Annotated in this window: 13 protein-coding genes; 3 read left to right on the forward strand and 10 right to left on the reverse strand. The window is 45.9% G+C overall.

Features of this window, described 5'->3' with window-relative positions; all coding sequences use genetic code 11:
- Positions 1–70 precede the first annotated feature (70 nt).
- The 10 genes from L1D31_RS19060 to rsd form a co-directional block, all read right to left on the reverse strand.
- Entirely contained in the window at positions 71–706 is a 636-nt protein-coding gene (locus tag L1D31_RS19060; protein WP_239838629.1) for a response regulator transcription factor, read from the reverse strand.
- A 177-nt stretch (positions 707–883) separates the two neighbouring features.
- On the reverse strand, positions 884–2,674 hold the full coding sequence (locus tag L1D31_RS19065) for a protein-disulfide reductase DsbD (protein WP_239838630.1): 1,791 nt from the start codon (positions 2,672–2,674) through the stop codon (positions 884–886).
- A gap of 149 nt (positions 2,675–2,823) precedes the next feature.
- On the reverse strand, positions 2,824–3,312 hold the full coding sequence (locus L1D31_RS19070; RefSeq protein ID WP_239838631.1) for an arginine repressor: 489 nt from the start codon (positions 3,310–3,312) through the stop codon (positions 2,824–2,826).
- A 288-nt stretch (positions 3,313–3,600) separates the two neighbouring features.
- Positions 3,601–4,065, reverse strand: a complete 465-nt coding sequence (pyrI, locus tag L1D31_RS19075) for an aspartate carbamoyltransferase regulatory subunit (protein WP_239838632.1) — start codon at positions 4,063–4,065, stop codon at positions 3,601–3,603.
- A gap of 16 nt (positions 4,066–4,081) precedes the next feature.
- Positions 4,082–5,011 (reverse strand): aspartate carbamoyltransferase, encoded by a 930-nt coding sequence (gene pyrB / locus L1D31_RS19080; RefSeq protein WP_239838633.1) that lies wholly within the window; start codon positions 5,009–5,011, stop codon positions 4,082–4,084.
- A gap of 488 nt (positions 5,012–5,499) precedes the next feature.
- Positions 5,500–6,510, reverse strand: a complete 1,011-nt coding sequence (locus L1D31_RS19085; protein ID WP_006963254.1) for an ornithine carbamoyltransferase — start codon at positions 6,508–6,510, stop codon at positions 5,500–5,502.
- A gap of 124 nt (positions 6,511–6,634) precedes the next feature.
- Positions 6,635–7,546 (reverse strand): carbamate kinase, encoded by a 912-nt coding sequence (gene arcC, locus L1D31_RS19090; RefSeq protein ID WP_239838634.1) that lies wholly within the window; start codon positions 7,544–7,546, stop codon positions 6,635–6,637.
- 59 nt (positions 7,547–7,605) lie between these two features.
- On the reverse strand, positions 7,606–8,826 hold the full coding sequence (arcA, locus tag L1D31_RS19095) for an arginine deiminase (protein ID WP_239838635.1): 1,221 nt from the start codon (positions 8,824–8,826) through the stop codon (positions 7,606–7,608).
- 607 nt (positions 8,827–9,433) lie between these two features.
- Positions 9,434–10,882: a YfcC family protein gene (locus L1D31_RS19100; RefSeq protein ID WP_239838636.1), complete on the reverse strand. Its 1,449-nt coding sequence runs from the start codon at positions 10,880–10,882 to the stop codon at positions 9,434–9,436.
- Between the two features lie 540 nt (positions 10,883–11,422).
- A complete protein-coding gene (rsd, locus tag L1D31_RS19105; RefSeq protein WP_239838637.1) occupies positions 11,423–11,917 on the reverse strand; it encodes a sigma D regulator in 495 nt (164 codons plus the stop codon).
- Between the two features lie 178 nt (positions 11,918–12,095).
- Between rsd and nudC the strand changes: the two genes are divergently transcribed.
- From nudC to L1D31_RS19120, 3 genes are all read left to right on the forward strand, one after another.
- Complete coding sequence (gene nudC, locus L1D31_RS19110; protein ID WP_239838638.1) at positions 12,096–12,872, forward strand: NAD(+) diphosphatase; 777 nt, start codon at positions 12,096–12,098, stop codon at positions 12,870–12,872.
- Between the two features lie 271 nt (positions 12,873–13,143).
- Complete coding sequence (hemE, locus tag L1D31_RS19115) at positions 13,144–14,211, forward strand: uroporphyrinogen decarboxylase (RefSeq protein ID WP_239838639.1); 1,068 nt, start codon at positions 13,144–13,146, stop codon at positions 14,209–14,211.
- 105 nt (positions 14,212–14,316) lie between these two features.
- Positions 14,317–14,952, forward strand: a complete 636-nt coding sequence (locus L1D31_RS19120; RefSeq protein WP_239838640.1) for a TetR/AcrR family transcriptional regulator — start codon at positions 14,317–14,319, stop codon at positions 14,950–14,952.
- The last annotated feature ends 29 nt before the right edge of the window (positions 14,953–14,981 follow it).

Here is a 14,981-nt window from a genome sequence, read left to right on the forward strand (position 1 = left end):
AATAAGTCGATCAGGTGACCGACTTGACTATCTTAGCAGATAAATGATCGAGATAGGGTGAAAAAGAAAATTAAGATTCAGATTCTAGCTGCTGAAGTAAAATCACAGCCTGAGTACGGTTTTTAACACCTAACTTTCTAAAGATCGCGGTCATGTGGGCTTTTATCGTTGCTTCAGAAACATTTAACTCATAAGCAATCTGCTTGTTTAGCAAACCATCAGATAGCATTCCGAGTACTTTGTATTGTTGTGGCGTTAAAGTGGCAATTTTCTCTGCTAAGTCATTGCAAGCCGCGTTGTTAGTGATGGAGCCTTCTGGAAAGAAAGGCTCGCCATTCAAGACCTGATTCAATGCGCTGACCAATTCGCGCATGTCACTCGACTTAGGGATAAAACCAAACGCGCCATGGCTTTTGACCTGAGTGACGACGGAAGGCTCTTCACTGGCCGATACGACCACAATCGGCATATCTGGGTACTCTGCCCGTAGCTGAATCAATCCAGACATTCCATTAGCACCGGGCATTTTTAGATCAAGCAGCAGAAGGTCAGGCTCGTCTTCCTTGGCAAGGACGGCCAAAAGGGCTTCAAGGGAATCCGCTTCCAATAAATTGGCACCACTAACCGCCATATGCACAGACTGAAACAGTGCATTACGAAATAAAGGGTGATCGTCGGCGATGATAATGGTGTAAGTCGAGTCCATGACGTTAACTGCTTTTGAAAGTTTGCTTAATGGAATTATTGTCACCTTTGAGAGTATGGACAATATTCATACCCTAAAAGTCTGAACTGTATCGGGTTTTATCACCAAATTGCATATATATAAACAACAGACAAAAACGCCAGTCTGATGACTGGCGTAAAGTGAAGCTTAAGTTGGCTATAAGCTATTGGCATTAATATGTTGCAAAAACGGCTCTGCCTGCATAAATCCGGTGACTCTGGCATTGGAGACATGTTGGCCGCTGGCATCCCAAAACTCAATTGTTGGCAGGCCAAGTACATTCATCTCTTTCAGCAGCTCGATATCTTGCGGCAGGTTCTTGGTGACATCGGCTTGTAACAGCACAAAATTACGTAGCTTCGCTTCCACATCAGGCTGGTGGAAGGTGTATTTTTCGAACTCTTTACACGCCACACACCAGTCAGCATAGAAGTCGAGCATCACAGGTTTGCCCGCCAGCTTAGCTTGCTCCAACTGGCTGTTGAGGTCATCCACGGTGGTAATGCGTGTAAATTGAATACTGGGCTGCGCTTGTTCTGTATGACCACCAAACCAGTAATTCAGTGCGGGTTGCGCTGAGGCAAATAAGCCAAGAACCGCAATGATACCGACCGCACTTTGTTTCCAGCCACCAAATGGCAGTGAGTTTTTAACATGGTATAACCAGCCAAAAGTGGCTAGACCAAGTACGGACCACAATCCGGTCGCCCACGTTTCTGGCAGGATACGTTCAAGTAAGAAGATTGGCGCCGCAAGCAGAATAAAGCCAAACAGGGCTTTTACTCTGTCCATCCAGTTACCGGCTTTTGGCAGCAGTTTGTTGCCAAATACCGCAACCAGCATCAGTGGAATGCCCATGCCCAGCGCGAGAGCGTACAGTGCGACGCCGCCTGTGAGCAAGTCACCGCTTTGTGCGACATAGAGTAGCGCACCTGAAAGCGGTGCTGTGGTGCAAGGGGAACAAACCAATCCAGAAATCGCACCCATGGCAAACACGCCGAGCGAGCTGCCGCCTTGTTGTTTGTTGCTCAAATTATTCAGCCATGTCTGTACCGCACTTGGCAGCTGAATGGTGTAGGCACCAAACATCGACAGCGCTAGGGCGACAAACATGACGCTCAAACCAATCAGGACATAAGGGTGTTGCATGGCGGCCTGAAACTGCATACCCGCAGAGGCGACAACCAATCCCAATAAGGTGTAGGTGAGTGCCATCCCTTGAACGTAAATAAACGCTAAGCCTAATGCTCGGCCGTGGCTCAGTTTGCCACTGCCAAGCACAATACTGGTCAAAATCGGATACATCGGCAGCACGCATGGCGTAAACGCAAGGCCGACACCCAGCGCTAAAAACAGTAAGGGTGTCCACCAGTTATCACTGAGGCTGGAAGCTAGGCTCGATTCCTGAGAAAGCGGCTGAGATGGTTTATCTGGAGTATCTGTCAGTACGGCACTTGTGCTGCCTGATGGAACCAATTTGTCACCAGCGCTGGATTGGAAACGGGTTAAATCAACGACGCGAGTCTCTGGTGGGTAGCAAAAGCCGGCTTTTGCACAGCCCTGATACTGGACAATCAGACGTGCGTCATCCTGATAATCGGCTAAAGGCACTTCGACAAACAGAGGCGTGGTATAGATGTTGACCTCACCGAAAAACTCGTCTTGGTAGGGGTGGCCGTCTTCCATTTTGAGCTCGCCAACCGTGATATTTTCACCACTGACCGATAAACGGTGCTGGTAGAGGTAGTAATCCTGTTTGACTTGCCAGTCGAGGAAAACCTTATCGCCTTGCTGATAGGCGTTAAACGGGAAAGCTTGATCGACAGGGACAAAAGTATTGCTCTGATTTCCGAAGCTTGGCGCAGAATTAGACTGCTCGAAAAGTGCCAAAGCAGGGGTAGAAGCCACAGTCAGAAATAAGAGAATCAGTGAAAAGACGGCACGCATAGAAAAGTCACTTGAGTTTAGTTTTGCTCATTTTAACTCAATCAGACAGGGGAAAGGGGGAATAAGTTTCATACTCCGACAAATATCGTCAATTCAGACGCTTAAGTCAGGTCGATGCCTGACTTAAGCCGAGAGGGTGTCAGAAAAGCTTAAGCCACCCCCAGTCGAGCTCGAACCACTCGCTCACAAGCATCAATATGTTCAGTATCTTTCGGGATCACTAAGACGGTGTCGTTACCCCCGACGGTACCTAGGATTTCAGTGTGTGGGTCGATATCGACCAATCGTGCGACGAGCTGAGCACTACCAGGGTGAGTTTTAACCACTACCATCGCTTGATTATGAGTAATAAATTCTATCTGCGAGGAAATCGATGACTCAACACGCACAGGTGCGGTTTCAACGGTAATGCAATACACCTTTTTACCACAGGCATTCTGGACCTTAACCACCCCGAGCTGAGACAGCAGACGCGAGACCGTAGATTGGCTGATACCTTCAAAGCCGATATCAACCAATGCTTCGCGCAACTCATTCTGAGTGGTAAAGCTCTGTTGTTGAAGCAGGCGTTTACAGGCTGCGGTCAGGGTTTTGTCTTCAGTGTAATCCACCGAAGCGAGATTTAGAGTTTCACTCATGCGAACTCCTTTAAAACATGACGTAGAGATAATTCGTCCTTGCGACCTTCGACACTTCATTCCCTAGTAGCGTCTTCAGATATTGAGCGGTCACTTCTGTGGTGACTTAAAGGTTTGATTCGTAGGTATCTTACCACCAAATAAAGTGTGGCTTTTTGAAAGGGATCACCAATCAAAGACTATTAATTTGCGATTTTATTGGTGAATAATTCTGTTGAAAGTGGATATTTATTCCTCAGTGGGAATAAATATCCACGGTTGTTTTATAAGAGTGACAGGCAGAGCGGATTAACGCGCTTCTGCCATGATTTCACGTGAGAATACTTTTTCACAGTAATGGCATTTGAGCTGAACCTGATGCTGTTTCTGTTGCACTTTGAATTGGCTTTCGACCGGTTCACCGTGTGAGATGCAATTGCTGTTCGGGCACTCAAAGACGCTCTGAATATGCTCTGGGAGCGCTAAAGTCAGTTTGTTGACCACCTGATATTCTTCGATCTGGTTCACGGTCGCTTTCGGCGCATACAAAGCCAATTGGTTAGCCTGCTCTTTGGTTAAATAGACATTTTCAATCTTGATGAGGTCTTTTTCACCGAGCGCCGAAGAGGGTAAGTTGAGACCAATAGTAATGCGTTGATTGGTCTTGTGCATTTTAAAAAGTTTGAGCACTTTAATGCCAACGTTCGCAGGAATATGGTCAATCACGCTGCCGTTACGAATGGCTTCTACTTGTAGTTGAGTTTCTTTCACCATGATAATTCTCCTGCAATTAAAGGGTTTCACTAAGAACAAGGGCAAGTAAGGCTTCACGCGCATAGACACCGTTTTCTGCCTGTTCAAAGTAGTAAGCGTGTGGTGTTCTATCGACGTCTGTTGTGATCTCATCGACGCGTGGTAATGGGTGAAGAACCTTCAGATTCTCACGCGCCTCTTTCAGCGTGTCGGCGGTGAGAATAAACGCTGACTTAATGTGGGCGTATTCGGACTCATCAAAGCGTTCTTTCTGTACGCGTGTCATATACAGGACATCAAGTTCCGGTACGACATCTTCGATGTTGTTGTGCATGCTGAATTTGATGCCCGCTTCTTCGAGTTCTTCACAGATGTAATCAGGCATCGCCAATGCTTCAGGTGCGATAAAGAAGAAACGCACGTTATTGAACTTAGCCAGTGCCTGAGTCAGAGAGTGGACAGTACGACCGTATTTAAGGTCACCTACAAACGCGACATTGAGGTTGTCGAGCGTGCCTTGGGTTTCGTAGATAGAAAACAAGTCCAGCAGAGTCTGAGTTGGATGCTGATTCGCGCCATCACCGCCGTTGACCACAGGTACGCCATTGGAAAATTCGGACGCCAAACGCGCTGCGCCTTCTTGTGGATGGCGCATCACAAAGGCGTCGACATAAGAAGCAATCACCTGAACTGAGTCGGCCAGTGTCTCACCCTTTTTCGCCAGTGACGTGTTGCCACCATTGTCGAAGCCAATAATTGTGCCGCCAAGACGCTGCACAGCGGTTTCAAATGACAACCTTGTGCGAGTGGAAGGTTCAAAGAAGCAACTGGCCACCACTTTGTTTTTAAGCAGTGTCGGGTTTGGCTCGGCTTTGAGTCTAGCCGCGGTGTCGACGATAAGCTCTAGCTCGCTGCGGCTGAGCTCAGGAATGGAGATAATGTGCTTGTTAAATAACGAATGCGCCATAGCAGTGTTTCCTCGTCTCAATGGGTGAGTTTGTCCAACCCTTGTAGATTGCTAATCCATGGGTTGATGTAAATTTCAGACAAAAAAAAGCCTCCTAAATAGGAGGCTTGAAAAGGATCGATAGAATAAAATGAAACCACACATGTCCCTGAGTCAGGGCATAAGTTAAGCCAACATTGAGTGGTTGCTGACAGGTTCATTTTGATCCTCCGAAGACAAATTGCGGAGGATTATACGGACAAAAAAAGCCAACACAAGCGTTTGCGAAAAGTATTCATAAATTGGATTTTTATGCGTATTTCGCCCATTTTAGCGACACGTTTGCAGTGGTTGTGCTGTCTTGCATTGAGAGCGATGATGAGTCCTTAAGTGTGAAAAAAAATGCGGGCTTTATTCAGCATGTTTTTGATACATGATGAGAGCCGCCCGCATTTCCCTGCAAACAATACTCAGTCTAATTTGAGTATGATTACTTTTAATCGATGATATTAGTCACCTAGTGTAGCTACCATCACCGCTTTGATGGTGTGCATACGGTTTTCAGCTTCGTCGAACACAATAGAGTAGTCAGATTCAACCACTTCATCGGTCACCTCACAGCCGTTTTTAAGCATTGGGTATTCCTCAGCAAGCTGTTTACCTACCGTGGTATCTTCGCCGTGGAAAGCAGGTAGGCAGTGCATGAATTTCACATGAGGATTACCTGTGGCTTTGATCATTTCCATGTTGACTTGGTAAGGCAGCATGAGGTTGATACGCTCTGCCCATGCTTCTTTTGCTTCACCCATCGATACCCACACATCCGTGTACAGGTAGTCACAACCTTGAACGCCTTCTTGAACATCTTCAGTCAGTGTAATTTTCGCACCGGTTGTTTCAGCAATCTCACGGCACTGCGCGACAAGGGCTTCTTCTGGCCAGAACTGCTTAGGCGCGACGAGACGAATATCCATGCCCATCTTAGCGGCGCCAACCATCAGAGAGTTGCCCATGTTGTTGCGCGCATCGCCTAGGTAGGCAAACTTCATTTCGTGTAGCTGTTTGCCACGGCCATGTTCCATCATAGTCAGGAAGTCAGCGAGAATTTGCGTCGGGTGGAACTCATCGGTCAGACCATTCCATACCGGTACACCTGCGTAAGCGCCTAGCTCTTCGACAATTTCCTGACCAAATCCGCGGTACTCGATGCCATCGTACATGCGGCCTAAAACGCGTGCAGTATCTTTCATCGATTCTTTGTGACCAATCTGAGAGCCTGTTGGGCCTAAGTAAGAAACTTGAGCGCCTTGGTCAAAAGCCGCAACTTCAAAGGCACAACGGGTACGAGTCGACGTTTTCTCGAAGATCAGAGCGATGTTTTTGCCTTTGAGACGAGGTTGCTCATAGCCGTTGTATTTCGCTTTTTTCAACTCCACGGATAGGTCCAACATGTGTTGAATCTCACGCGGAGTAAAGTCTAATAATTTTAGGAAGTTACGGTTGCGTAGGTTGAAAGCCATGATGTTTTCCTTCTTATCGATGTGCACTTTCTCGTTGCAGGGAAAGAGGTAAGAAAGTGCAGTAATGAATTTGAGTGATTGTTTGTTTCATCTCAGCCCTGACTAAAGTCAGGACAGCTGGTAATTAGCCTTTGGTGATATTGGTGCCTGCCGTGCCCTGAAGAATGCGTAAACCATCTTCCAGTGAGCCGATACCGACCACTTTGCCACCTTGCTTGACGAACTCGCATGACGCTTCGATTTTTGGCCCCATTGAGCCAGCATCAAATTGGTACTGCGCCAATTCAGTTGGGTTAGTGCTGCGCAGCGCATGTTGAGTTGGTTTGCCCCAATCGAGATAAACCGCATCCGCGTCAGTGAGGATGAGCAGGGCGTCTGCATTTAGCTGTTTAGCAAGGAAAGCAGCAGACATGTCCTTATCAATCACGGCTTCAACACCGACCAGCTTGCCGTTTTCGTGTTTGACCGGAATGCCACCACCGCCAGTACAAATCACTAAGTGGGCTTCGTCGATGAGCTTAGTGATCGCTTCGTGCTCGATGATGCCTGTTGGTTGTGGGCTAGGTACGACGCGACGGAAGTGCTGACCATCTGGTTTGATGGTCCAATGGTATTTCTCAGCCAGTTCACGAGCCTCGGCTTCTTCATAAACTGGGCCGATGGGTTTGGTTGGATCGGCAAATGCAGGGTCATTAGGATCCACTGTCATCTGCGTTAACATGCAAGTGGCGTTGACGTTCGGCATTTGGTTTTTGAACTCTTGCATCAACATGTAACCAATCATGCCTTGCGTTTCACTGCCCAGAACATCGAGTGGGTATGGTGCTACCTTCTTGTACTCCAAGCCTTGTAATGCCAATAAGCCAACCTGTGGGCCATTACCGTGTACCAGTACGACGTTGTATTCCTGAGCAATTTCCGAAATGGTTTTGACGGCAATTTCGATGTTCTGACGTTGTACTTCGGCTTCCAATGGCTCACCGCGGCGAAGTAGGGCGTTTCCGCCAAGTGCGACAACTACAGTTTGTTTTGTCATTGCTTTTATCTCTCTGCTGAGGGCGAAAGCTAAGTTGCTCTCGCCAACTTATCCGTTAGTTAAATACCATCACGTTCGATCGGGCAGCTCATGCAGCGTGCACCACCGCGGCCACGGCCCAATTCATCGCCAGGAATCGGCAATACTGTGATGCCCGCTTTGTCGTACTTCTCGTTGGTGTAGGTGTTGCCTTCGTATCCGATCACGACACCAGGCTTAACGGTGAGAACGTTGTTAGCATCGTTCCACTGCTCACGTTCCGCGTTGAAGTTGTCACCGCCAGTGGTGATAAGGTTGAGCTGGTCGACGCCAAGAGCTTTCTCGATAGCCGTCACAAAGTAACCTTCTTCTTTGACATTCACTGCGCCAGACGCATCGCCAGTCAGGCTCCAGCACTTGACATCTTTGCGCATGACTTCTGGGTAAACAGAGAAGGTGTCTTCACGCATATGAGTCATGACTGTGTCTAAGTGCATGCAAGAGCGATGTTTTGGTAGCTCCATTGCAATCACTTGTTTCGCTTGACCATGTTTGAACAAGCCAGCAGCAAGGTGTTCAACACCTTGAGCGGTTGTGCGCTCTGACATACCAATCAGCACGGCACCTTTACCAATGACTAACACATCGCCGCCTTCAATGGTCGAGTTGTCGTAGAGCTTCTCTTCATCACCGAAGTACTTAATGAAATCCTGACCAGCAAAGCTTGGATGCCAGCGGTAGATTGCACGAACATGGTTGGTTTCACGTTGGCGAGCAGGTTTGGCCATTGGGTTGATAGAAACGCCGCCATAGACCCAGCAAGAGGTATCGCGGGTAAATAGGTGGTTAGGTAATGGTTCAATGATGAAATCAGTTGGCGCATGAAGTCCTTGCATCATTGATGAAGACTTCATCGGCATTTCTGCGTAAGAAAGGCCGCCGGTAAGGATCTTAGCTAGTTCTATATTAGGTAAGTCACTTAGGTAGCAGCGAACATCATTAGCAAAGGTTTTGCCCAAACGGTAATCCGACACTTGACGGCTGAGCAGCCACTCTTTAGCTTCTGCTACCGCCAGCGTATCTGCAAGCAAGGACGTCAGAAGTAAGACTTCCACACCTTGGTCGCGCAGAGTTTGAGTGAACACATCGTGTTCTTTACCTGCACGCTCAACAGCAAGGACGTCATCGAATAGCAGATCGTGGCAGTTGGAAGGTGTCAGGTGAGTCAGTGCTCGTCTTGGACGATGAACTAGAACACGACGTAATTGACCGATTTCAGAACCTACGTATAACTTACTCATGATCGTATCTCTCTTATATTTTTAATTAGTTTAAAACTTGAAAACTAATATTTAATTTGTAGGGAATAGAAGAGCGAATTTATTTATTCACTTATTTTGTTTCTGTAATTCATATTACGCTTGTCTGAGGAGGAATCTTAGAGGTCAGTCACAGTTCATTTTTTATGCCTAAAGCCAGTGTTTTCAAGGGTTTTAACAATATCTATGCAGTTGTTATTGGTATGTGAACCTCCTATTTAACCATTTAAGAGGGAAGTTTATGCATAAGTTGAGGTTGAGTGTCTGATGAATATTATTACGAAGGAAAAATATTCAAATTTAAATTATTTACAAAGGGTATATTAGATTGAAATTATGCACTCTAACTTTCTAGATAATTGCTTTTAAGTGTTTAACTATTCGTTTTATAACAAAACTTTTGATAATAAATTTAATGTCGATCACATATTAAATTCTTAGGATTGTTTGAGAGAATTAATATTGGATAAATGAAGATGATAGATAGGAATAGTTTTTCTAATTTTCAGCTGAGCAGATAAAAGAAAAGCCGCACTAAGGCGGCTTTTGGGGCTCACATCTTGTGAGCGAGTGTAAGGAAAAGAGCAGGTTAGATAAGTGCGCCAATACTGATCATCACAACACAGAATAGTGTCAGAATGGCTAGCAATGGTGCCACCCATTTCACCCAGCGCACATAAGGCACACGGGCAATGGCAAGGCCGCCCATAACGACTGCCGAAGTGGGAGTGATGAGGTTTACTAAACCAGAAGCCGATTGATAAGCCGTGATGACTAGGTCGCGTCCAACCCCCGCAAAGTCTGCGAGTGGGGCCATAATTGGCATGGTCAGTACCGCTAGACCAGAGGTTGAAGGCACAAGGAAAGATAACAAAATCTCAAGGAAGAACATGACGTTAATGAATACTACCGACGATAGTCCGGTTACCATCTGTTCTGCTGAGTACAAGATGGTATCAGTGATCATGCCGCGGTCCATAACCACTACAATCCCGCGCGCAATACCAATGATCAGCGCTACACCGAGTAGGTCACGAGCCCCATCAATAAAACTGTTAGTAAACTCTTCTTCGCTCATACGTGCCACGAGTCCGACTAAAATCGTTGCCGCTAAGAACATGGCTGAGATTTCTGCCATCCACCAGCCAGCGACAGAAACACCGTAGATCATCACGCCGAATGAGCCGCCGAAGATGGTTAAAATGACTTTACGTGTGGTAGTGAACTCAAGAGATTCACCAGTTTGATTACCAAGGAAATGCGCTTTGTTCTCTTCGTATTTATCGTAAACAATCGATTTGCTCTGGTCTTCACGCACCATACGAGCATAGCGCATCACGTAGGCAACACAAATGACCCAGCCAATCACCAGCATTAGCGCGCGCAGCATGATGCCATCCGTAAAGGGAATGCCAGAAGCGTTGGCGGCAATCACAGTCGCAAATGGGTTGATGGTGGATCCCAATACGCCAATACCAGCGCCGAGCAATACGGTCGCTGCGGCAACCAATGGGTCGAAGCGAGCAGCCATCATCACTGGCACTAACAGGGTGTAGAATGGCAAGGATTCTTCGGCCATGCCGTAGACGGTTCCCCCGGCAGCAAACAGCGCCATTAGGATGGGAATCATCATTTCTTCTCGCCCTTGCAGGCGATGCGTTACGCGTTCAATCCCAGCGTCTATGGCCCCCGTTTTTGTCACCAGCCCGAGGAATCCACCAATGACAAGGATAAACAGAGAAACGTCAATTGCGGCGGCTTCATAGCTATTGTGGTCATAGAAGCCGTCAATCGGTGCTAGTAGTACGTCAATGACACCTTGAGGGTTGCCTTCAACAGCTTGGTAAGTGCCTGTGACAGGCACTTCTCGCCCTAAATCTTCATTCATTGTTCGCTGATACTGGCCAGCAGGTACGATCCAAGTCAGCATCGCAACCAGTGCAATGAGGATAAACAGAATCGTATAAGCGGAAGGGAATTTAAAGTTGGCAAAGAAGCCGCCTTTTTTTTCTTCGGTAGGTACAGTTTGGGTGGTCATGGTGTTCTCCTTACTTTTACTTGCTGAATAACAAATAAAAGTGAATCCGCGACTAGAGTTATAAAATAAAACTTACAAAGACTAAGTTATTGGAATAGTGATAATTAATTTGAGCTTCTTAATCACAGCTCTTAGTTGTTAGTTTAATTATTGATAGGGCATCTAACTTTGTTGATCTTCACAAAAATATTCAGTGTTATTTAATTGGATTTTAAATGGCGATGAATAGCTAGGGTAATTGTTTAAATAAAACGGATTTCTATTCTTTCGTGATAGGTAAGAGTAAGTTATTTAGACAGTATTTACTTGTGTGGAAATAAAACAAGGAATTTTATGCATTGATACGGATTTTCATTCAGGTATTTTTTTTGGCAGATCTTTTGATTAAAGTCAAAAATAATATGCTATAGAAGGTTCATTTCCCTTTGGAGGATAAAGAGATACATGATGAGTGTGTCTGGTATAGCCAAGAGTGTTGGTCATTATGAATAGCAAAAAGGCTGATATTCTCACATCAGCCTTTACATTTTCTCGTGTCGGCTAAGCGCCTGGAGGAATGGCCAAGCTATCAGCAATAAGCTGTATCAGGTGGTCTTCGACTTCAAAACGCACTTCGAGTAGTTCGCCAACCTTTGACATATCCACCTCAAAATCGGGGAGTTCATCATCGGCACTTACGTTGATATATTTATCGTTAAACTCAAGCAAAGGCTCTGTGGTTAACACAATTTTTGCGTAAGTAGCATCGATCTCGTTATTTGATTTAAAGCCAGTGGCCTGCCATTTCTCCATTACCATGTCGTAAATTTTGAAATGACCTTCTGAAATGTAATCAACCACATGGTCACAAAAAGAGCGGATTTGTTTCGGGGAAGGAAGTTCAACAACGTTAGCGTGTCCATTCGCTGGCTGAAGTGAGCCCAATCGACAATATTCGACAATCAGTGCCTGTCGAGTCTCTAACCAATGATCGATGACTTCACTGGAGCCACCCCACTGGTCTTGCGTTCGTTTGAATTTATTTAGCATGACCATGCCCTCATGATCGGATCACAGTTCCGGTGATCATTACGCTTTGCGGTGCAAAGCCATTCTAGAGTTTAACCTCTTGTCCTTACTAGAATTTATAGCCAGAAAATTGTTCCACTACAAACTCTGGTATGAAATTAGATTGCCAGTAAAATGGATGAACTGCAAGCAGAGAGGAAGGGGAATGTTTAAGAACAGTGACACAAACCGTACGAGCAATGCTTACTGGTGCGTTGTATCAGGTAGTGAGGTTTGGCTGGAGGAGCATGCGTTACCTTGTGGTTCAGCCCAGGCATTTGCTCTACCGGAGGAAAATGCGATAAAGATAGGTGATTACAATGGGTTGCCAGTTATGTGGCTCAACGCACATGATGTCGAACAGACGTTGCCATTGACTTCATTACGAGAATGTTTGGGATTGGCTGAGCCGCTGTTTTTGTTGATCAGCAAGGCGGTGCAATATAGCCACATGACACAGACCCTGCGCTTTTGCCCAATTTGCGGTGGTCGTAACCACCTCAACCACAATCAAGTTGCTATGCAGTGTGGTGATTGTCGTACTTTACATTACCCGAGAATTTTTCCGTGTATCATTGTTGCCGTTCGTCATGGTGAGCAAATTCTATTGGCCCAGCACCCGCGTCATCGTAACGGTATGTACACCGTCATTGCAGGGTTTGTGGAAGTGGGGGAAACGCTTGAGCAGTGTGTAGCTCGTGAGGTCAAAGAAGAGACAGGTATTGATGTGACAAACATTCGTTATTTTGGCAGTCAGCCTTGGGCATTCCCTTCCAGTTTAATGATGGGCTTTTTGGCTGATTATCAAGGTGGGGAGTTAAAACCTGATTACAGCGAACTGAGTGATGCCCAGTGGTTCACTGCGCAGAATATGCCTCCTGTTGCTCCTCAAGGCACGATTGCGAGAGCATTGATCGAACGGACAATCAATGAAATGCAATGAAGCAATATTTTGATTTGATAGATAAAAAAAACCCTCCGAGAGGAGGGGGTAAGTAAGATGTCGTTATGAGATGCTGAGTCGCGAGTACTCAGGTTATAATTGTTGTTTTCGCTAGCACACAAATTTTTAACACTCTTGTAGTTTGGGTGCAAATTAAGCACTGATTTAAAAGTTAATAACTTGATCTAGGTTGCAAAGCACACCGCTTTTGCATGGAAAACAGTGTTAGAATAGCGCCCCTAAATAGAAGCCGAATAGTTGGAAAGACGGAATGACTGAATTAAAAAATGATCGCTATCTACGTGCGCTTTTAAAGCAGCCTGTAGATTACACGCCAGTATGGATGATGCGTCAGGCAGGGCGTTACCTACCTGAGTATAAAGCGACCCGTGCTGAAGCGGGCGACTTCATGTCTTTGTGTAAGAACGCAGAACTCGCGTCAGAGGTCACGCTACAACCACTTCGTCGTTTCCCTCTAGATGCTGCTATTCTGTTTTCGGATATCTTAACTATCCCTGATGCGATGGGACTTGAGCTTCGTTTTGCAGCAGGTGAAGGTCCGGTTTTCGATAAGCCTATCACTTGTAAAGCTGACGTTGAAAAGATTGGTATTCCTGATCCGGAAGGTGAGCTGAAATATGTGATGAATGCCGTGCGCCAGATTCGTAAAGATCTGAATGGTGATGTTCCACTGATTGGTTTCTCTGGTAGCCCGTGGACTCTGGCAACTTATATGGTTGAAGGTAGTAGCTCTAAAGCATTCACTAAGATCAAAAAGATGATGTACGCAGAGCCACAAACACTACACTTGTTGTTGGATAAGCTTGCAGACAGTGTGATTGAGTACCTAAATGCGCAAATCAAGGCAGGTGCACAATCTGTGATGGTCTTTGATACATGGGGTGGTGTTTTAACGCCACGTGATTACAACCTGTTCTCCTTACAATACATGCACAAAATCGTCGATGGCTTGATTCGTGAGAACAATGGCCGCCGTGTTCCTGTGACTCTGTTTACTAAGAACGGTGGCATGTGGCTAGAGCAAATTGCGGCAACTGGCTGTGATGCTGTTGGTTTGGATTGGACGATCAACATTCAAGATGCCGTTAAGCGTGTAGGTGATAAAGTGGCGCTGCAAGGCAATATGGATCCATCGATGCTTTACGCTTCACCAGAACGTATTCGTGAGGAGGTTGCGACCATCCTAGAAGGCTATGGTGATGCCGGTACAGGTCATGTCTTTAACCTTGGCCATGGTATTCACCTTGATGTGCCGCCTGAAAATGCGGGAGTATTTGTTGAAGCGGTTCATGAGTTATCTAAGCCATACCACAAATAACTAAGAAACCAATGAAAGCGCCTGGTCTAATCAGGCGCTTTTTTGTTATTGGTTAATATACTCAGTTATACTGATGATATTAATGGAAGAGGGTATGGAAAACGAATGAAGACACGCGACAAAATAGTGCTTGCCGCATTGGATCTCTTTAATGAACATGGTGAGCGTAATATCACCACCAACCACATTGCTGCACATATAGACATAAGTCCGGGCAACCTTTACTACCACTTCCGCAACAAACAAGAAATCGTCCGCGAAATCTTTACCCTCTATTCGAATGAGTTATTGGAGAGGTTCTCTCCTATTCATGGTCAGCAAGAGAGTTTGGTATTGCTTAAGCACTACCTTGATTCAATTTTCAATTTGATGTGGAAATACCGCTTTTTCTACGCCAACCTGCCTGAGATTCTTCAACGTGATGAGCAGCTACATGACGATTACATTCAGGTGCAAGAAAAGTTGCAGACTAACTTGATCAACATTATGCGCGCATTTGTTGATTTGGAGCTGGTGTCTGTCGAAGACAGCGAAATGAAGTCACTGGTCACAACACTACATCTTATCGCATGTAGTTGGCTAGGTTACCAAGCGGCGATGTCGCCAAAAACTCAGATCACCGAACAGGTCATTCATCAAGGTATGCTGCAGATGATAGCGGTCGTCAAGCCGAAAGCGACGGAGCAGGGGCTAGAACAACTGCAGTTATTGGAAGATGGTGTTAAAGCCATTCATGCTTAGCCATAACTAAACGCGATTGTGAAGTTTTC

Origin of the sequence: Vibrio sp. Isolate23, assembly GCF_022398095.1 — a bacterium.
Taxonomy (GTDB): Bacteria; Pseudomonadota; Gammaproteobacteria; order Enterobacterales; family Vibrionaceae; genus Vibrio; species Vibrio coralliilyticus_A.